Annotated in this window: 16 protein-coding genes; 7 read left to right on the top strand and 9 right to left on the bottom strand. The window is 59.7% G+C overall.

Annotated elements, in window-relative coordinates; translation table 11 throughout:
- Window positions 1-32: 32 nt before the first annotated feature.
- The 3 genes from PMI35_RS21905 to PMI35_RS21915 form a co-directional block, all read right to left on the bottom strand.
- Window positions 33-932 (bottom strand): hypothetical protein, encoded by a 900-nt coding sequence (locus tag PMI35_RS21905; protein WP_008057466.1) that lies wholly within the window; start codon window positions 930-932, stop codon window positions 33-35.
- Between the two features lie 339 nt (window positions 933-1271).
- Window positions 1272-1529: a hypothetical protein gene (locus PMI35_RS21910; protein WP_008057465.1), complete on the bottom strand. Its 258-nt coding sequence runs from the start codon at window positions 1527-1529 to the stop codon at window positions 1272-1274.
- A 334-nt stretch (window positions 1530-1863) separates the two neighbouring features.
- Complete coding sequence (locus PMI35_RS21915; RefSeq protein ID WP_008057464.1) at window positions 1864-3447, bottom strand: peptide chain release factor 3; 1584 nt, start codon at window positions 3445-3447, stop codon at window positions 1864-1866.
- 329 nt (window positions 3448-3776) lie between these two features.
- Between PMI35_RS21915 and PMI35_RS21920 the strand changes: the two genes are divergently transcribed.
- From PMI35_RS21920 to PMI35_RS21940, 5 genes are all read left to right on the top strand, one after another.
- The gene (locus PMI35_RS21920) at window positions 3777-4493 is read left to right on the top strand and encodes an ABC transporter permease (RefSeq protein ID WP_008057463.1); all 717 of its coding nucleotides are present in this window, start codon (window positions 3777-3779) and stop codon (window positions 4491-4493) included.
- A gap of 20 nt (window positions 4494-4513) precedes the next feature.
- A complete protein-coding gene (locus PMI35_RS21925; RefSeq protein ID WP_008057462.1) occupies window positions 4514-5407 on the top strand; it encodes a glycine betaine ABC transporter substrate-binding protein in 894 nt (297 codons plus the stop codon).
- Between the two features lie 14 nt (window positions 5408-5421).
- Window positions 5422-6075: an ABC transporter permease gene (locus PMI35_RS21930; protein ID WP_008057461.1), complete on the top strand. Its 654-nt coding sequence runs from the start codon at window positions 5422-5424 to the stop codon at window positions 6073-6075.
- A complete protein-coding gene (locus PMI35_RS21935) occupies window positions 6072-7229 on the top strand; it encodes an osmoprotectant ABC transporter ATP-binding protein OsmV (RefSeq protein WP_008057460.1) in 1158 nt (385 codons plus the stop codon). Before PMI35_RS21930 ends, PMI35_RS21935 begins: the two co-directional genes overlap by 4 nt.
- A 463-nt stretch (window positions 7230-7692) precedes the next feature.
- Window positions 7693-8856, top strand: coding sequence for a type III PLP-dependent enzyme (locus PMI35_RS21940; protein WP_008057459.1), 1164 nt, complete (start codon window positions 7693-7695; stop codon window positions 8854-8856).
- An 82-nt stretch (window positions 8857-8938) separates the two neighbouring features.
- Here the strand turns inward: PMI35_RS21940 and PMI35_RS0132445 are convergent, their stop codons facing one another.
- Genes PMI35_RS0132445 through PMI35_RS21955 form a run of 4 tightly spaced genes read right to left on the bottom strand, consistent with a single transcriptional unit; the run spans window position 8939 to window position 10997 of the window.
- A complete protein-coding gene (locus PMI35_RS0132445; protein ID WP_032831477.1) occupies window positions 8939-9214 on the bottom strand; it encodes a type II toxin-antitoxin system RelE/ParE family toxin in 276 nt (91 codons plus the stop codon).
- Window positions 9214-9477 carry a CopG family ribbon-helix-helix protein gene (locus PMI35_RS21945; protein WP_008057458.1) on the bottom strand — a complete coding sequence of 88 codons (264 nt, stop codon included), beginning with the start codon at window positions 9475-9477 and terminating at the stop codon, window positions 9214-9216. The genes PMI35_RS0132445 and PMI35_RS21945 overlap by 1 nt, the downstream gene beginning before the upstream one ends.
- Before the next feature lie 57 nt (window positions 9478-9534).
- Window positions 9535-10320, bottom strand: coding sequence for a tetratricopeptide repeat protein (locus PMI35_RS21950; RefSeq protein ID WP_008057457.1), 786 nt, complete (start codon window positions 10318-10320; stop codon window positions 9535-9537).
- The gene (locus PMI35_RS21955) at window positions 10317-10997 is read right to left on the bottom strand and encodes a Fe2+-dependent dioxygenase (protein ID WP_008057456.1); all 681 of its coding nucleotides are present in this window, start codon (window positions 10995-10997) and stop codon (window positions 10317-10319) included. Before PMI35_RS21955 ends, PMI35_RS21950 begins: the two co-directional genes overlap by 4 nt.
- Window positions 10998-11205: 208 nt before the next feature.
- Here PMI35_RS21955 and PMI35_RS21960 point away from each other — a divergent pair, with 208 nt between their 5' ends.
- Both PMI35_RS21960 and PMI35_RS21965 read left to right on the top strand, forming a co-directional pair.
- Window positions 11206-13542: a TonB-dependent receptor gene (locus tag PMI35_RS21960; RefSeq protein WP_008057455.1), complete on the top strand. Its 2337-nt coding sequence runs from the start codon at window positions 11206-11208 to the stop codon at window positions 13540-13542.
- A 130-nt stretch (window positions 13543-13672) separates the two neighbouring features.
- Complete coding sequence (locus PMI35_RS21965) at window positions 13673-16201, top strand: PepSY domain-containing protein (RefSeq protein ID WP_008057454.1); 2529 nt, start codon at window positions 13673-13675, stop codon at window positions 16199-16201.
- 130 nt (window positions 16202-16331) lie between these two features.
- Here the strand turns inward: PMI35_RS21965 and PMI35_RS21970 are convergent, their stop codons facing one another.
- Entirely contained in the window at window positions 16332-17873 is a 1542-nt protein-coding gene (locus PMI35_RS21970) for an alkaline phosphatase D family protein (RefSeq protein WP_008057453.1), read from the bottom strand.
- A gap of 184 nt (window positions 17874-18057) precedes the next feature.
- On the bottom strand, window positions 18058-19797 hold the full coding sequence (locus PMI35_RS21975) for a PTS fructose-like transporter subunit IIB (protein WP_008057451.1): 1740 nt from the start codon (window positions 19795-19797) through the stop codon (window positions 18058-18060).
- Window positions 19798-19800 lie beyond the last annotated feature (3 nt).

Here is a 19800-nt window from a genome sequence, read left to right as displayed (position 1 = left end):
GAGTCATCGACAGCGTCGTTGGACCAGGTTAACTATAAGATAAGATTAATATTCACAGTGTCCGAGTACCCGGAGGGCTTGCCGTCAAAAACCTGTTGAACAGTTAACGGGAACGGCCCAAGGTACATATTATCTTTACCGATTATTGTCCATGTACCATCTGACTTCACCGTCCCTGTGCCATGAAGAACAACGCCAGAGCCTGCCTTGTATAAATTGACCGTGGCGCCTGGAGCACAATTATTACCAGAGACTACTACTTCGGTCCTTCTGACATAGGCGTTTGGTAACGGACTGAGAATGACAGGCGCCTTCAAATCGGAGTAGAGGTAATTAATATTAACAATGTTCGACCAACCGGAGACTAGTTGTCGAACAGTTTGACTTGCAGTTATAGCTACTGGGAAGGAGGACACATATTCTGAAAGCGTATCGCGCCAGGTACCGTCTGCATCCACGGTAGTCTGACAAACCACCATTGAATGATCTGCGGTTTTCACGACAATGTTGGCGCCGGCCACACCGATCCCTGACACCTCTGGAGTTTTTATTGTTACGACTTCATTGTCGACAGGTTTTAGAATTGTCGGATCGCCGAGCTCAGCCATTAACAAATCGCCCGAATAAGCCCAATTGCTCCAGGAGGGCCATTTATAGTAATCAACTTTAAAGTAGAACGCTTCTCCTTGGGGGATGACATCATATGGCACATCAAGATAAACACTAACTCCAAAAGCCTTAAACTCCCTGACCAGCTTATCGCCTTGCATGATATGTATTCGCCAATCAGTTTTTGCTGAAAGATACTCGCCGGCGATAATTTGAAATCCAGGAGAAACGGTTGAATTGGGCTTGGGCGCTTTGATAGTCGGGGCATCCCATAACGGATTCTGAGGTTCGTCATTATCCTGCGTGATAATTTCATCTGCCATGATTAGGGCCTTCTCGGTCAGTGATGGACATCTGTTGGTTCGTTACAAACCAAATAGACCAGACCCGATAATGAAAACCTAGCTGTTAAAAATGACAGTTCAGATAAACGGTACGCCTACTGATCAACGAGCGCCCGCCCCATGTAGTTTGCCCATTCCTCGACGGCGCAGCTTAAATAATGTGGGAGCGAGCCTGCTCGCGAAGACGTCTTCTCAGTCAAAATAGCTGGTGACTGAAGGACTGCTTTCGCGAGCAGGCTCGCTCCCACAGAAGATCTCCTTACCGCTTCCTAAGGCCTGCACACTGAGCTGGTAAAAGGGGTTTATTTTTCCTGCACTTTACGTCTGGCTATCACCCTCGTCGGCGTCATCGGAGTCCGGCTCATCGGTGGTCGAGTCATCGTCACCCGCACTACCGCCCTGCCCCTTGTCGCCCGGTTCCGATTCGGACTTGGCGATCATCAGATCACCATGGGTTCCCTGCCCGCTGGACGCCTGGCTTTCGTGATCCTCACACTCGGCCCAGACCGCCGAACTGCCGAGGGCGAGCATCAGCAAAACCTTCAACAGCAACACAACGCGTAGCAACCTGTTCATAGTCGAATCCATCCTTTTGCAGGTGAAACATCTGTGCCTGGCTGGCCTCAATGAAATTTAGTTCCGATCAGCCCGGTTCTCCAGATAGGACGCTAACGATGAGACGGAAATGCCGCAGGCGTAGAGATTGGTTTTGAATAAGGAATATATCCAAACCGATTAACACCGACGCCCTATGTGGGAGCGAGCTTGCTCGCGATGACTGACTCACAGGCGAAATCTTTGCTGAATGACAGACCGCCATCGCGAGCAAGCTCACTCCCACAGGGGTAATCGCAGATCCAAAAAAGCCCCGAGGCTTTCGCGTCGGGGCTTTGGTTTTGCAACTCAACGCTTAGTGATGCTCACGCGTTGCACGGAATTTCACGTCCGGCCAGCGTTCTTCCATCAGTGCCAGGTTGACCCGGGTCGGCGCGAGGTAGGTCAGGTGACCGCCGCCGTCCAGTGCCAGGTTTTCCACGGCCTTGTTGGAGAATTCCTCAAGCTTCTTCTTGTCGCTGCATTCGATCCAGCGCGCGGAGTACACGGTGATTGGCTCGTAGGAGCACTCGACCTTGTATTCCTCTTTCAGGCGGCTGGCGACCACGTCGAACTGCAGCACACCGACGGCGCCGAGGATGATGTCGTTGCTGCGCTCGGGGAAGAACACCTGGGTCGCGCCTTCTTCGGCCAATTGTTGCAGGCCCTGGCGCAGTTGCTTGGATTTCAACGGGTCACGCAGGCGTACGCGGCGGAACAGTTCCGGGGCGAAGTGCGGGATGCCGGTGAAGCCGAGGACTTCGCCTTCGGTGAAGGTGTCGCCGATCTGGATGGTGCCGTGGTTGTGCAGGCCGATGATGTCGCCGGCAAACGCTTCTTCCAGCTGCTCACGCTCGGAGGAGAAGAAGGTCAACGCATCGCCGATCCGCACGTCCTTGCCGGTGCGCACGTGGCGCATCTTCATGCCTTTTTCGTACTTGCCGGAGCAGATGCGCATGAAGGCGATACGGTCGCGGTGCTTGGGATCCATGTTCGCCTGGATCTTGAAGATGAAGCCCGAGAACTTCTCTTCCACCGGCTCCACGGTGCGCTCGTTGGCGACCCGTGCCAGAGGGCGCGGCGCCCAGTCGACGACCGCGTCGAGTACGTGATCGACACCGAAGTTGCCCAGTGCCGTACCGAAGAATACCGGCGTCAGTTGGCCGTCGAGGAATTCCTGCTGGTTGAACTCGTGGCAGGCTCCCTGCACCAGTTCCAGCTGCTCGATGAAGCGCTCATATTCGTCACCCAGGTGGGCGCGGGCTTCGTCGGAATCGAGTTTCTCGATGATTTTGGTTTCGGTGCGCTCGTGGCCGTGACCGGCGGTGTAGACGATGATGTAGTCGTCGGCCAGGTGGTAAACGCCCTTGAAGTCGCGGTAGCAGCCAATCGGCCAGGTGATCGGCGCCGCCTTGATCTTGAGGACCGCTTCGATCTCGTCGAGCAGTTCGATCGGGTCGCGAATGTCACGGTCGAGTTTGTTGATGAAGCTGACGATCGGCGTGTCACGCAGACGGCAGACGTCCATCAGGGCGATGGTCCGTGGCTCTACACCCTTACCCCCGTCGAGGACCATCAAGGCCGAGTCCACCGCTGTCAGGGTGCGGTAGGTGTCTTCGGAGAAGTCTTCGTGGCCCGGGGTGTCGAGCAGGTTGATCATGTGCTCGCGATACGGGAACTGCATGACCGACGTGGTAATGGAAATACCCCGTTGTTTTTCCATTTCCATCCAGTCGGAGGTGGCATGGCGATCGGATTTACGGGATTTCACCGTACCGGCCACCGCAATCGCCTTGCCCATCAGCAAGAGCTTCTCGGTGATGGTGGTCTTACCGGCATCGGGGTGGGAAATAATGGCGAAAGTGCGGCGTTTCGCGACTTCGGCGGCCTGTTTGGTCATGGGAAATCGCCTGGCAGGTGATTCAAAAAAGGGCGCAGATTATAGCCCAAGTTGATTCAATAACCGAACCGTTGAGCACATTAGGGGTGGCCAAATGCTGCCTCAGATGGGAACCTTTTGGAGCACGGAGACGTCCACTCCCCCGTAACGACCACTCGTCGGGGGCCTGAAACACCCGCCATTCAGCCTGACGAGGCTGTGCTCATGGTTTGTTTGCATGCTGTTTTACCAGCATCTGACGAGCTGCTTCTCGCGAACGTTTTCCGGCAGCCAGGCATGGCATGCCACACGGAATTGCGTTCGCCGACGGAAAAAAAAGGAGTCCGCCTGTGGCTATTCGCTATGGCAAAGGGCTGATAGGAGGCGCGCTGGTAATCGCCCTCCTGGCCCTGCTGGTCCACTGGATCGGCATCAACACGATCGAACACTACCGCGACGATTTGTTGTTTTACCTGCAAGCTCATCTGATTCTCGTCCTCGCTTCTATGCTGGCCGCCCTTGTCGTGGGCATTCCTGCCGGTATCTTCCTCAGCCGCCCGACCATGGTTGGACGCGCCGAACGCTTCATGCAGATCTTCAACATCGGCAACACCGTGCCGCCACTGGCCGTGCTGGCCATCGCCCTGGGCGTGCTCGGCATCGGCAGCGGTCCCGCGATCTTCGCCCTGTTCCTCGCTTCATTGTTGCCGATCGCGCGCAACACCTTCGAAGGCCTGAAAAACGTCCAGGGTTCGCTCAAGGAAGCGGCCGTCGGCATCGGCATGACCCCGTCTCAAGTGCTGTGGCGGGTCGAACTGCCAAACGCCATGCCGATCATCGTCGGCGGTGTGCGCGTGGCATTGGCGATTAACGTCGGGACGGCGCCGCTGGCGTTCCTGATCGGCGCCAACAGCCTGGGCAGCCTGATATTCCCCGGCATCGCCCTGAACAACCAGCCACAACTGCTGCTGGGCGCGGCCTGCACCGCCCTGCTGGCCTTGTTGCTCGACGCTCTGGTGACACTCGCCAGCCGTCTCTGGCTCGAACGCGGTTTGCGCCCGTCTTAAGCCTCGGCAAAGGAATCATCATGAAGACATCAAGCTTTTTACTAGGCTGCGTCCTGCTGTGCGCGGGATTTGCCCAAGCCGCGGAAAAACCGCTGATCCGCATCGGCGCCCGGGTGTTCACCGAACAAACGCTGCTGGCGGAAATCACCTCCCAGTACCTGCGCGCCAAGGGTTATGACGTACAGGTAACCGGCGGCCTGGGCAGCAATCTGGCCCGCAGCGCCCACGAAAGCGGGCAACTGGACATGCTCTGGGAATACACCGGCGTGTCGCTGGTGGCCTACAACCATGTCAGCGAAAAACTCGACAGCCAACAGTCCTACACCCGGGTGAAAGAACTCGACGGGAAAAAAGGCCTGGTCTGGCTGACGCCCTCGAAATTCAGCAATACCTATGCCCTGGCCCTGCCGAAAAACATCGCTGACCAGTACCCGCAGATCAATACCATCAGCGAGCTGAACAAGGTGCTGCGCCAGGAGGCCGGGACCAACAATCTGGTAGCGCTCGACACCGAGTTCGCCAATCGTTCGGACGGGCTCGACGGCATGGTGCAGCTGTACGACATGAACCTGACCCGCAAGAACATCCGGCAGATGGACGCAGGCCTGGTCTACACCGCCCTGCGCAACGGCCAGGTGTTTGCCGGCCTGGTCTACACCACCGACGGTCGCTTGAACGCCTTCAAGCTCAAGCTGCTGGAAGACGACAGGCATTACTTCCCCGACTACACCGCAGCGCCCGTGGTTCGCCAGGCCTACCTCGATGCGCATCCGCAGCTGGCCGAACAGCTCAAGCCACTGGCTGAACTGTTCGACGACAACACCATGCGCGAGCTCAACGCGCGGGTCGATGTCGAGCACCAGAGTCCTTCAGCCGTGGCCGCGGATTTCCTGCGCCAACACCCATTGAACTGAAGAGAGGAAAAGTCATGGAATTTATCAACGCCTTTTCCCATCTCGACTGGCCGCAGGTGCTCCAGCTGACCGGGCAACACATCACCCTGGTCGGCATCGCCGTGACCCTGGCGATTGTGGTTGGCGTGCCGCTGGGGGTGCTGATGACGCGCTTCCCCAGTCTCGCCGGCCCCCTGCAAGCCAGCGCCACGGTGCTGCTGACCGTGCCGTCGATTGCCCTGTTCGGCCTGCTGCTGCCGTTCTACTCCAAATTCGGCCAGGGCCTGGGCCCGATGCCGGCGATCACCGCGGTTTTTCTCTACTCGCTGTTGCCGATCATGCGTAACACCTACCTGGCCCTGACCAATGTCGAACCGGGCATCCGCGAAGCCGCGCGCGGTATCGGCATGACCTTCGGCCAGCGCCTGCGCATGGTCGAATTGCCCATCGCCGTGCCGGTGATCCTCGCCGGCGTGCGCACCGCCGTGGTCATGAACATCGGTGTCATGACCATTGCCGCCACCATTGGCGCCGGTGGCCTCGGTGTACTCATCCTCGCTTCCATCAGCCGCAGCGACATGTCGATGCTGATCGTCGGCGCCGTGCTGGTCAGCCTGCTGGCCATCTTCGCCGACCTGCTTCTGCAATGGCTGCAACGCTCGCTGACTCCAAAAGGACTGCTCAAATGATCGAACTTCAAAACCTCAGCAAGACCTTCCAAAGCAACGGCAAAGACGTGAAAGCCGTGGACTCGGTAAGCCTGACCGTCAATGAAGGCGAAATTTGCGTGTTCCTCGGGCCTTCGGGCTGCGGCAAAAGCACCACCCTGAAGATGATCAACCGCCTGATCACACCGACTTCGGGCAAGATCCTGATCAATGGCGAAGACACCACCGGCCTCGACGCCGTGACCCTGCGCCGCAACATCGGTTATGTGATCCAGCAGATCGGCCTGTTCCCCAACATGACCATCGAAGAGAACATTGTGGTGGTGCCTAAACTGCTGGGCTGGGACAAGCAGAAATGCCACGACCGCGCCCGCGAGTTGATGAGCATGATCAAGCTCGAACCCAAGCAATACCTGCATCGCTACCCTCGGGAACTGTCCGGCGGCCAGCAACAGCGGATCGGCGTGATTCGCGCGCTGGCCGCCGATGCGCCGCTGTTGTTGATGGACGAACCGTTCGGCGCGGTCGACCCGATCAACCGCGAGATGATCCAGAACGAGTTCTTCGAGATGCAGCGGGCGCTGAACAAGACGGTGATCATGGTCAGCCACGACATCGATGAAGCCATAAAGCTCGGCGACAAGATCGCGATTTTCCGCGCGGGTAAACTGCTGCAGATCGACCACCCGGACACTCTGCTGGCCCACCCGGCGGACGACTTTGTCAGCAACTTCGTCGGCCAGGACAGCACCCTCAAGCGCCTGCTGCTGGTCAAGGCCGAAGATGCGGCGGACAACGCGCCATCGGTCAGCCCGCAAACGCCGGTGGCCGATGCGCTGGAATTGATGGATGAGCATGACCGGCGATACGTGGTGGTCACCTGCGCCGAGAACAAGGCCCTGGGTTATGTGCGCCGTCGCGACCTGCACCGTCAGGCCGGCACATGCGGGCAGTACTTGCGCGAGTTCAACGCCACGGCGGCGTATGACGAGCATTTGCGCATCCTGTTGTCGCGGATGTACGAGTTCAACCGGTCGTGGTTGCCGGTGATGGATGCGGAGCGGGTGTTCCTTGGGGAAGTGACGCAGGAGTCGATTGCCGAGTATTTGAGTTCCGGCAAGTCTCGTGGGGGCAAGACCAGCATCGTTTCGCCTGCCGAGGTAGCGTTGGCCTGACTGACGCCTTCGCGGGCAAGCCTCGCTCCTACGGATTCGGTGTCGTGCAAACAATAACGCACACCCCCAATCTGTAGGAGCGAGGCTTGCCCGCGAATGGGGCACCTCAATTCCCGCTGACACACCTCAAATATCCCTCCAAGGGGAACATCACACCGTCACACAGGTCCGTTACATCGTTAGTTGTAAGGGACCGCACGACGGATGCGTGCAAAAACGCGACATTTTTTGTTGATCTCAAGCCCCTCACGCCCTAAAGTTCGCGCCGAACGTCCATGCTGGAAACGATCCATCCGGCTCAAGTACTGACGACGAGACAGCAAGGCCAAGGGAAAGCAGCGCTTCCCATGGCCTTTTTGCTTTCGGCGACATGCCTTGGGAAGTAGGCGAACCAAAGTGGGGATACGGAGGACGTTCATTTGCACCCATTGATAATTTCAGTTTGCCAGTAGGAGTTCCCAGCATGTCGATCCAGGTCGAAGACTATTTCGCGCGCGATACCTTTCAGAAAATGAAGGCGTTCGCCGACAAGCAAGAAACCCCGTTCGTGGTGATCGACACCGCGATGATCAGCCAGGCCTATGACGACCTGCGCGCCGGTTTCGAATTCGCCAAGGTCTACTACGCCGTCAAGGCCAACCCGGCCGTGGAAATCATCGACCTGCTCAAGGAGAAAGGCTCGAGCTTCGACATCGCCTCGATCTACGAGCTGGACAAAGTGCTGAGCCGCGGCGTCAGCGCCGACCGGATCAGCTACGGCAACACCATCAAGAAATCCAAGGACATCCGCTACTTCTACGAGAAGGGCGTGCGCCTGTATGCCACCGACTCCGAAGCCGACCTGCGCAACATCGCCAAGGCCGCACCGGGCGCGAAAGTCTACGTACGCATCCTGACCGAAGGCTCGACCACCGCCGACTGGCCGCTGTCGCGCAAATTCGGCTGCCAGACCGACATGGCCATGGACCTGCTGATCCTCGCCCGTGACCTGGGCCTGGTGCCATACGGCATCTCCTTCCACGTAGGCTCGCAGCAGCGCGACATCAGCGTCTGGGACGCCGCGATCGCCAAGGTCAAGGTGATCTTCGAACGCCTGAAGGAAGAAGACGGCATCGTTCTCAAGCTGATCAACATGGGCGGTGGCTTCCCGGCCAACTACATCACCCGCACCAACAGCCTGGAAACCTACGCCGAAGAAATCATCCGCTTCCTCAAGGAAGACTTCGGTGACGACCTGCCGGAAATCATCCTGGAGCCGGGCCGTTCGCTGATCGCCAACGCCGGCATCCTGGTCAGTGAAGTCGTGCTGGTCGCCCGTAAATCCCGTACCGCCGTCGAGCGCTGGGTGTACACGGACGTGGGCAAGTTCTCCGGCCTGATCGAAACCATGGACGAAGCCATCAAGTTCCCGATCTGGACCGAAAAGAAAGGCGAGATGGAAGAAGTCGTCATCGCCGGCCCAACCTGCGACAGCGCCGACATCATGTACGAAAACTACAAGTACGGCCTGCCACTGAACCTGGCCATCGGTGATCGCCTGTACTGGCTGTCGACCGGCGCGTACACCACCAGCTACAGCGCGGTTGAGTTCAATGGCTTCCCGCCGTTGAAATCGTTCTACGTGTAAGCGCTATACGCTGAAAGCAAAAAGCCCATGACGAGTCATGGGCTTTTTTGTGCCTGAAACTTTGTGCTTGAGAGGACATTTTCTACCGGTCTTCTCGCACATGCCAAAGACGCAGTATGTAGAGCGACAAGCCTTGAATCTCGTATCGCATTTCGTAATGGCCGACTAAAAGCTTTCGTACGTCTCGCGGTTCGAACTCTTCAATCCGCTCGCCGATTCGTGGATTGCTCAGCAAGGCTGTGGGCGCCTGAGTCAGAGATTGAACAGTTCGAGCCGCCGCAGGACGATTGACCACTGCAAGAAACTCAAAAAGCCGTGCAAGATCCGATAAAGCCTTGCTCGTCCACTTCAACTCCATCAGCGCGGAACCGGCAACGGGTTTTCAGTACTCAGGCTCTCCGCCCAAGCCTGGACGGATTGATGATCGATCACCCTCCCGGCATCTACGTCTGCCATCGCCTCGCGGGTCAGTCGGCTGCGCTCCTCCTCCAGATCGATCCAGTCGGCAAGCGCCTGCTTCACGATCCAGCCTCGTGAACGCTCCATCCTGGCGGCCATCTGATCGACTTTATCAGCGAGTTCCATGGGTACATGCGCAGTCAATACTTTGGTTGCGGCCATGATGATGTCTCTATGAAGTAGCTTGATGAAAAGTGATTAACTTCCAATCATAGTGATTCACACCAATTCAACAACCCCAGGCTGGCTCCGCTCATCGCTCAGTTGCACCAGCCGTTGCCCATAGAGTGCGGCCAATTCGCGAATTCTCGGGCTTTGCGCGTGTGATAGCGTTTGGCTCGCCACTCGCAAAAAATTCAGATTCCCGCCGTCCAGAGCCTTGTGTAGCCATTGCAGCGCCTCGTCGATATTGCCTTCATCCGCCAGCACCGCCGCATAGCTGAACTGCCCCCGAAAATCCCCGCCGGCCGCTGAACGTCGATACCAGTCACGGGCGGCTACCAGATCCGACGGGCAAGCGCGCCCCTCTTCCAGATAGCGCCCCAGCAGGTTCATCGATTTCGCATGGCCAAGCTCGGCAGCACGCTGATATAGATTCAGTGCCTGGACCTGATCCTCGGCCACCCCACGCCCGGTCGCCAGCAGATTGGCGTAGTTGTACATCGCCCAATCCAATCCAGCATCAGCTGCGACTTTGTAATGCCTGGCCGCGACTGAAGCATCCGCAGCACAGCCCCAACCATGCTCATGACAACGGCCGAGCATGTTACGCGCCATCAGATGTCCACTTTGGGCGGCAATCCCGAACCAGCGCACCGCCAGCGGCTGATCCTGTTCGATCCCTCGCCCGTCCAGCAGGATCTGCCCGAGCAGCGCCTGGGCATCGACAACCCCTTCGCGGGCCGCCATCAGAATCGCCTGGGCCGCACGCGCCGGGCTTTCATCGAGCATGTCTTTGAGGCGTTCACCGTCGAGCACTTCCTCGCGGCGCAATTGAAAACTCATACCTCGACCCAACGGCGCAGCAGGTTGTGATAGGTGCCGGTCAGGCGGATCAGCGAAGGGTGATCGGGCACGTCCTGGGTCAACTGCCGGATCGCCCCGTCCATCTCGAACAACAGCGCACGCTGGCTGTCTTCGCGCACCAGGCTCTGGGTCCAGAAAAACGAGGCGTAGCGCGTACCCCGGGTGACGGCGTTGACCTTGTGCAGGCTGGTGCCGGGGTACAGCACCATGTCGCCAGCCGGCAACTTCACGCGTTGGGTACCGTAGGTGTCCTGGATTTCCAGCTCGCCGCCGTCGTAATCCTCGGGTTCACTGAAGAACAGCGTGGCCGACAGATCGGTGCGCACCCGTTCGATACTGCCCTTGGGCTGACGCACGGCGTTGTCGATGTGGAAGTCGAAGCTGCCGCCGGCCGTGTAACAGTTCAGCAACGGAGGAAACACCTTGTGCGGTAATGCCGCCGACATGAACTGTGGATTTTTCCACAGTCGCTCCAGCATGGCCGCGCCGATCTCCTTGGCCAGCGGGTGACCTTCAGGCAACTGCAGATTGTGCTTGGCCTTGGCCGACTGATAGCCGGCGGTGATCTTGCCATCGGCCCAATCGGCCTGTTGCAGAGCCTCGCGAATGCGCTGCACTTCTTCTTTTTCGAACAAGCCGGGAATGTGCAGCAGCATGGGGCAAGCACCAGAAAGCAAAAGGGTGCCAATGGTATTGATTCTTATTGCTTGTGTAAAACCCGCTAGACGAACGAAACAGTAAAAACCGTAAGGTTAAATTGTAAAGATTGTAAATTCAGTGCGAATAGTAATTTTTCGCAATTGATACAAATACGTGTTTACCCTATATTCCGCCGCCTCAAATCCTTGGGGAGGGGAATAAAAAATGTCACGTCAACACCCACAACAACCGGTCAGTTCACCGCGTCTGCTCACTTGCGCAATTGGCGTGGCCATCACTGCCGGCTCTGCGGGCCAAATGGTTTTCGCCGCTGAAAAAGCCGACGAGAAAGCGCCGGGCAACACGATTTCCCTGGGCGCTACCGCGATCACCGGCGAATCCCAGGACGCGACCTCCTACAACGTCGAAAAAGCCTCCTCGCCCAAGTACACCGCGCCGTTGGTAGATACGCCGCGCTCGATTACCGTCATCCCGCAACAAGTCCTCAAGGACACCGGCGCACTGAACATGCAGGACGCGCTGCGTACCGTCCCGGGCATCACCTTCGGTGCCGGTGAAGGCGGCAACCCCCAGGGCGACCGTCCGTTCATCCGCGGTTTCGATGCCCAGGGCGATACTTACCTGGACGGCGTGCGCGATACCGGTTCGCAGAGCCGCGAAATCTTCGCCGTTGAATCGATCGAAGTCAGCAAGGGCCCCAACTCGGCCATTGGCGGTCGCGGCGCTGCCGGCGGCAGCATCAACCTGGTGAGCAAGAAAGCGCACCTGGGCGACTCGTTCGACGGTGGCTTTACCTGGGGTTCGGACCAGACCCAGCGCTACACCATGGACGGCAACTACCAGTTCTCCGACACCGCTGCCGGTCGTCTGAACCTGATGAGCCACGAAAGCAATGTCGCCGGCCGCGAAAGCGTCGATTACGATCGCTGGGGCGTCGCGCCATCGCTGGCCTTCGGCCTGGGCACCGACACCCGCGTCAACCTTGATTACTACCACCTGGAAAGCAACGACACACCGGATTCGGGTATTCCGTACACAGTTCCAGCTTCGGGTAAAACTGCCGACCGTACCAAGTCCAACCCGGACAAGCCTTACGCCGGCGGCAACAGCAGCAACTTCTACGGTCTGACCGATCGTGACTTCCGCAAAGGCCGTACCGACACCGCGACCATCGCCATCGAGCACGACCTGAACGACGCCCTGACCGTCAAGAACACCCTGCGCCACGGCAGCAGCATGCAGGACTACATCCTGACCCAGCCGGACGACAGCAAGGGCAACGTCAACAACGGTACCGTGTGGCGTCGGGCCAACACTCGCGTCAGCAACACCGACACGACGACCAACCAGACCGACCTGTTTGGTGATGTCTACATCGCCGGCTTCAAGAACAGCTTCTCGACCGGTATCGAGTTGAGCCGCGAGGAAAGCAAGAAATCGTCGTATACCGTCAACACCGATACCACGCCGGGGACCACCCCAGTTACCACCACCTGTAACCCGGGCATCATCGGCGCGCCAAGTGGCTACAACTGCACCTCTTTGTCGAACCCGAACCCGAACGATCCATGGAACGGTTCGATCACCCGCAACTACGCCGGCACCGACACCAAGGCCAACACCTACGCACTGTATGTGTTCGACACCCTGGAGTTGTCCGAGCAGTGGCTGGTGAACATGGGCCTGCGCTACGACCATTTCGACACCCAGTACCGCACCTATGACGCTTCCGGGGCAACGGTCGTGAACAAAGGCGTGCCGGCCAAGGCCAAGGACACCAGTGAGTTCGTTACCGGTCAGTTCGGCGTCGTTTACAAACCTGCTGATAACGGCAGCATTTATGCCTCGTACGCCACCTCTGCCACCCCACCAGGCAACACGCTGGGTGAAGGCTCGGAAACCAACGCGCTGGGCAATACCCCGGATCGCAGCGGCAACCAGATAAGCAGCGACATGGAGCCGGAAACCACCAAGAACTACGAAATCGGTACCAAGTGGGACCTGCTGAACGATCGCCTGTCGCTGACCGCCGATATCTTCCGCACCGAGAAAGACAACGCGCGCGTTCAAGTGGATACCACCTCGTACGAAAACGCCGGCAAGACCCGCGTTCAGGGCGTCGAGCTTTCGGCCACCGGCAAGCTCACCGACAAATGGCAAGTATTCGCCGGTTACGCCTACATGGACAGCGAACAAGTCGATGGCGGCCCGCTCAGCGTGACCGACGGCAACGAACTGCCTAACACACCGAAAAACAGTGCCAGCCTGTGGACGACCTACCAGGTCACGCCGAAGCTGACCATCGGTGGCGGTGCGTTCTATGTCGATGACGTGTTCGGCAGCGTGGCCAACACCACCATGGTCAATGACTATGTGCGCTACGACGCCATGGCCGCCTACAAGCTGACCAAGAACATCGACCTGCAGCTGAACGTGCAGAACCTGACCGACGTCACCTACTACGACAAGGCGTTCTCCACCCACTTCGCCAACCAGGCGGCGGGCCGGACTGCCCTGCTGAGCACCAACTTCCACTTCTGATGGAAAGGTGAAACCCAAGCCCCGTTCATCCAGGTGAACGGGGCTTTTGTGTGTAAAGGGAATGTTTCTCGACAACCCACGGCATAATGCGCGCCGTGATGATTACTTTTGAACGAACAAGGCGAGCGACGTGTTGAAGAAAACCCTGTTCCAGTTGCACTGGTTTTTTGGCATCAGCGCCGGACTGGTCCTGGCCCTGATGGGCATCACCGGTGCGGCGGTGTCGTTTCAGGATGAAATCCTGTACGCGCTGAACCCTTCCGTGTTGCAGGTGCAGAAACAGGTCGCCGGCGTGCTGCCACCCGCCGATCTGGTGGAGAAGATCGAAACGGCGACGCAGATGAAAGTCGCGATGCTTTCGGTCGGTATCGACAGCGACGTTGCCGCAAAAGTGTTCTTCACCCCGCCCGCGGGAGAGCGTCGCGGCCCCATGCGTTACGTCGACCCGTACACCGGCGAACTCCTGGGCGACGCCAGCGGCCAAGGCTTCTTCGGCCTGATGCTGCAACTGCACCGCTTCCTCGCCATGGGCGATACCGGCCGGCAGATCACGGGCGCCTGCACTCTGATCCTGGTGTTCTTCTGTCTGTCCGGCCTGTACCTGCGCTGGCCCCGCCAGTGGAAAAGCTGGCGCGCCTGGCTGACCCTCGACTGGAAGAAAAAAGGTCGCAGCTTCAATTGGGACCTGCACTCGATTGCCGGCACCTGGTGCCTGGTGTTTTACCTCCTGGCGGCGCTGACCGGCTTGTCCTGGTCCTACGAGTGGTACAACAAGGGCCTGACTCGCCTGCTCTCCGATTCGCCGCAGAACGAACGGGTACGTGGCGGACGCGGCCCGGCGCCAAGTGGCCCTGCCCCGGTGGCCGATTACTCGGCGATGTGGAGCAGCATCTACAGCGCTGCCGGCCCCGACCTGAGCTTCTACAACACCCGCATGCCGCCCGTGGCCGGGCAACCAGCCACTGTTTTCTACCTGTTGAAAAACTCGCCCCACGACCGCGCGTTGAACCAGATCACCCTCGATCCGGTGACCGGCGCGATCAAGCGGCATGACCGCTACAGCGACAAGAGCCTCAAGGCGCAGTTGCTGACCAGCATCTATGCGCTGCACGTAGGCAGCTACTTCGGCATCGTCGGGCGCATCATCCTGACGCTCACGGCCCTGAGCATGCCACTGTTCTTCGTCACCGGCTGGCTGTTGTACCTCGATCGTCGACGCAAGAAGCGCCAGATCAAGGACGCCCGCAAAGGCCTGGCGCAACCTGGCAGTGACACGCCGGCCTGGCTCATCGGTTTCGCCAGCCAGAGTGGCTTTGCCGAGCAACTGGCCTGGCAGACAGCCGGCCAGTTGCAGGCGGCGGGCCTGCCGGTGAAAGTACAGCCGCTGGCGGATGTCAGCGAGCAGGATCTGCATGCTTCGAACAACGCGCTGTTTGTGGTCAGCACCTTTGGTGACGGCGAAGCGCCGGACAGCGCCCGGGGTTTCGAGCGCAAGGTGCTGGGCCGGGCGTTGAGCCTCGAAAGCCTGAACTACGCCGTGCTGGGTCTCGGCGACCGGCAGTATCAACACTTCTGCGGATTCGCCCAGCGCCTGCACAAGTGGCTGGGCGAGCATGGTGGCAAGACCTTGTTCGCGCCGGTGGAAGTCGACAGCGGCGACCCCTATGCCTTGCGTCACTGGCAGCAGCAACTGGGCCTGTTGACCGGCCAGGCGCCGATCGACACCTGGCAGGCACCGCGTTACGACAACTGGACCCTGACTCGCCGGGAGCTGCTCAACCCGGACAGCAGCGGTTCGCCTGTCTATTTGCTCGGCCTCAGCGCGCCGACCACCAGCAGCTGGTTGGCCGGCGACCTGGTGGAAGTGTTGCCGCGCAATTGCCCATGGGCCATCGAGCATTTCCTCGAAGGACTGGGGATCGACGGTCGCGCGATGATCACCCACGATGGTTTGTCGCAACCGCTGGAGCAAGCCCTGGCCAGCCGGCAGCTGCCTGCGAACCGCAGCCATCTGGTCGGCCTGCATGCGCAGGCCCTGGTCGATGCCCTCGTGCCGTTGGCCATGCGCGAATACTCCATTGCCTCGATAGCCGCCGACGGCATCCTGGAATTGATCGTACGCCAGGAACTGCACCCCGATGGCAGCCTGGGGGTCGGCTCTGGCTGGCTCACCGAGCACGCACCAGTGGGCGGCAGCATCAGCCTGCGGGTACGGCGCAACAGTGGTTTCCACCTGCCCAATGAACCGGTGCCGATGATCCTGCTGGGTAATGGCACAGGACTCGCCGGCTTGCGCAGCCTGCTCAAGGCGCGAATTGCCGATGGGCAACAACGTCACTGGCTGTTGTTCGGCGAGCGTAATCGTGAGCACGACTACCTGTGTCGCGATGAACTGCAAGAGTGGTTGATTGCCGGCGACCTGGAACGTTTGGACCTGGCATTCTCGCGCGATCAAGCCGAGAAGATCTACGTGCAGGATCGCCTGCGCGAATCGGCCGAAGAACTGAAGAAATGGCTGGCGGACGGTGCGGTGATCTACATCTGTGGCAGCTTGCAGGGCATGGCGTCCGGAGTCGATCAAGTGCTCAACGATGTGTTGGGCGCCGCCGAAGTCGAGCGCCTGATCGAACAAGGCCGCTACCGCCGCGACGTGTACTGACACACCTGGGCCCCTGTGGGAGCGAGCCTGCTCGCGATAGCTGACTGACAGACAACGTATCGTTGAATGTCACACCGCCATCGCGAGCAGGCTCGCTTCCACATGAGGTCAGTGCCAGACGACCCTCGCCTTATACCGGTTGCAACGTCTGCTCAAACACCGCCACCCCATCCAGGTCCCGCAACACCACACTCAATTCCCCGCTCTGCCCATCGATGTTCACCTCACCAAAAAACTGAAACCCGGCAAACGGCGAGAGGTTTTGCGCAGGTGGCGCTTTCGCGAACACCACTTCAGGGCCGAAGGTATTGTCCAGGGTGTCCGGGCCGAAGCTGGCCGCATTCAGCGGCCCGGCGACAAACTCCCAGAACGGCTCAAAGTCCTGGAACGCCGCTCGGTCCGGGTGATAGTGATGCGCCGCGCAATAGTGCACATCCGCCGTCAGCCAGACAAAATTGCGCACCTGCTGCGCCCGCAGAAAACCCAGTAGCTCGGCAATTTCCAACTCCCGCCCCTGGGCCGGTCCGGGGTCACCGTTGGCCACCGCTTCCCAGCGCGTCACGCCAGGGCTGACCTCGCCATCCGGTGCGCCAAGGCCAATCGGCATGTCGGCGGCGATGACTTTCCATTGGGCATTAGACGCCTTCAACGCAGCCTTCAGCCAGTCCAGTTGCTCACGTCCGAGAAACGCCTTGGCGTCGCCAAGATTGGCGTCGTTGGCCCCGCGATAACTGCGCATGTCGAGCACGAACACCGTGAGCAATGGCCCGTAATCGAGTTGACGATAAATCCGTTTGCCCCCCTCGGCGGTCTGCCAGCGCATCGGCGCATATTCAAGCCATGCCCGGCGCCCACGACTCACCAGGCTGTGGATATCCTCAAAGGTGTAGCGTGCATTCAGCACGGTGCCCGGTGACCAGTTGTTGATGACTTCGTGGTCATCCCATTGCCAGATCTGCGGGACTTCAGCATTGAAGCGGCGGACGTTTTCGTCCATCAGGTTGTAGCGGTAATTGCCACGGTAATCGTCGAGGGTTTGGGCGACCTTTCTCTTCGCCTCACTGGTGATGTTGCGCCACACCCGGCCGCTCTCGGTGGCGAGTTGCGCGGGTATGGGGCCGTCGGCGTAGATGGTGTCACCGCTGTGGATAAAGAAGTCCGGCAGGCGCAGGCGCATGGCTTCGTAGATGCGCATGCCGCCGATGTCCGGGTTGATCCCGAAGCCTTGACCGGCCGTGTCGCCGCTCCAGACGAAACGAATATCACGCCGGGTCTGGGGCACGCTACGCAGGTGGCCGAACCACGGCTCGCTGGCGACGCCGCTCTGGGCGTCTTCAAAGTGCACACGGTAAAAAATCGCCTGGTCGGCGGGTAGCCCGGTGAGCTCGACCCGCGCCGTGAAATCGGTACGGGCGTCGGCCAGGGCCGAGACGAATCGCCGGGGATTGGAAAAGAGGCTGCGGGTGTCCCATTCCACCACCATGCGTGCGGGGCGGTCGCAGCGGCTCCAGATGATCGCCTTATCGCCCAGCAGGTCTCCGGACTGCACGCCGTCGGTGAGTTGTGGTCGATCCTTGACCGAAGCGATCAGCGCTGGTGCCAGGCTCGGCAGTAACAAACCGGCACCTACTGCTTGCATGATTCGACGACGACCGAGGTCGAACTCGCTCATGGTGTTCTCCTTGAAACCGGAAAACTAAATCATGGCCTCATGATTCATGGCATGACACAAATCTGCCAACACCGCAGATTCCTGTGGGAGCGAGCTTGCTCGCGAAGGCGGAGTTTCAGCCACATCAATGTTGGCTGATGCGCCGCCTTCGCGGGCAAGCCCGCTCCTACAGGATGTGGGGGTGTCAGGCGCTCACGGGTTCCACCGCCAACTCCACCACCTCCGGCCGCTTGACCAGCGCATAAACCACCGCCGTCAACAAACTCCCCGCAACAATCGCCAGCAAATACAGCAGCGCATGGTTGATCGCATTCGGAATTGCCAACACGAACAACCCACCATGGGGCGCCATCAACTTGCAGCCAAAATACATCGACAACGCACCGGTCAGCGCACCGCCGGCAATGCTCGCCGGGATCACCCGCAACGGGTCTTTCGCGGCAAACGGAATCGCGCCTTCGGAGATGAAGCACAGTCCCAGCACCAAGGCCGCTTTACCTGCCTCGCGTTCAGTCTGGGCGAACTTGCGCCGGGCGATGAATGTGGCGATGCCCAGGCCGATCGGCGGCACCATGCCGGCGGCCATGGTCGCCGCCATCGGTGCATAACTCTGCGAGGCCAGCAGCCCGACCGAAAACGCATACGCGGCCTTGTTGATCGGCCCGCCAAGGTCGACGCACATCATGCCGCCCAGCAGCACGCCGAGCAGAATCGCGTTGGTGGTGCCCATGCTGTCGAGGAAATGCGTGAGCCCGGAGAGCATGCCCGCCACCGGCTTGCCGACCACGTAGATCATCACCAGGCCGGTGAACAGGCTCGCCAGTAACGGGATGATCAGGATCGGTTTCAGCGCCTCAAGGCTCTGCGGCAACCGCGCATAACGATTGATCGCCTGGGCCGCGTAACCGGCGAGGAAACCGGCAATGATCCCGCCGATAAAACCGGCGCCCAGGGTGCTGGCCAGCAGACCGCCGATCATCCCCGGCGCCAGGCCCGGACGGTCGGCAATCGAATAGGCGATGTAGCCTGCCAGCAGCGGCACCATGAGTTTGAACGCGGTGTCGCCGCCGATCTGCATCAGCGCCGCCGCCAGCGTCCCCTCTTCCTTGAAAGCGGTGATGCCGAACACGAACGACAAGGCGATCATCAGACCGCCGGCCACCACCATCGGCAACATGAACGACACGCCGGTCAGCAGGTGTTTGTAGACCCCGGTCTTCTCTTGTTTGGCCGGCCCCTTGGCACCGGTCGAGGCGGTTTCCTGTTTGCCCTCCGCCAGCGCTTTATTCAGCGTCGCTTCCGCCTGCTTGAGGGCAATGCCGGTGCCGCAACGGTAGATTTTCTTGCCGGCGAAACGCTCGGTGGCGACTTCGATGTCCGCCGCCAGCAGCACCACATCGGCGTCGGCAATCGCATCGCTGCTCAGCGGATTGCGCGCGCCCACCGAGCCCTGGGTTTCCACCTGCAAGTCATAGCCCAAGCGTTTGGCCGCTTGCTGCAAGGCTTCGGCGGCCATGAAGGTGTGGGCGACACCGGTCGGACAGGCTGTCACGGCAACCAGTCGCGGCGCGTTTTCGACGGCGGCAACCGGCTCGACCGCAGCTGTAGGTGCGACATACACCTGGGCCTCTTCAGCACCCCGGCGCAACACCGCTTCGACATCCTGCAGCGCTTGGGCCGGGGTGCTCTGGAATAAGCGCTTGCCGACGAAACGCGACATATCCACAGGCGCGCTGGTCACCAGCAACACCCATTCGGCAGCCTCGATCGTGGCGGTGGACAGTTGCCGCTCGGGATGCGCCGCATCGCTGATCTCGACGCTGGTGCTCCAGCCCTGACGCTGGGCCGCTGCATCGAGCAAGCGGGCGCACAGCACACTGGTGACCATGCCGTTCGGGCAGGCAGTAACAATGGCTAACTTCATGAC

It is taken from the genome of Pseudomonas sp. GM78 (assembly GCF_000282475.1).
GTDB lineage: Bacteria > Pseudomonadota > Gammaproteobacteria > Pseudomonadales > Pseudomonadaceae > Aquipseudomonas.
Note: the sequence above shows the minus strand (reverse complement) of the source record. Positions and strands in the feature narration are given on the sequence as shown.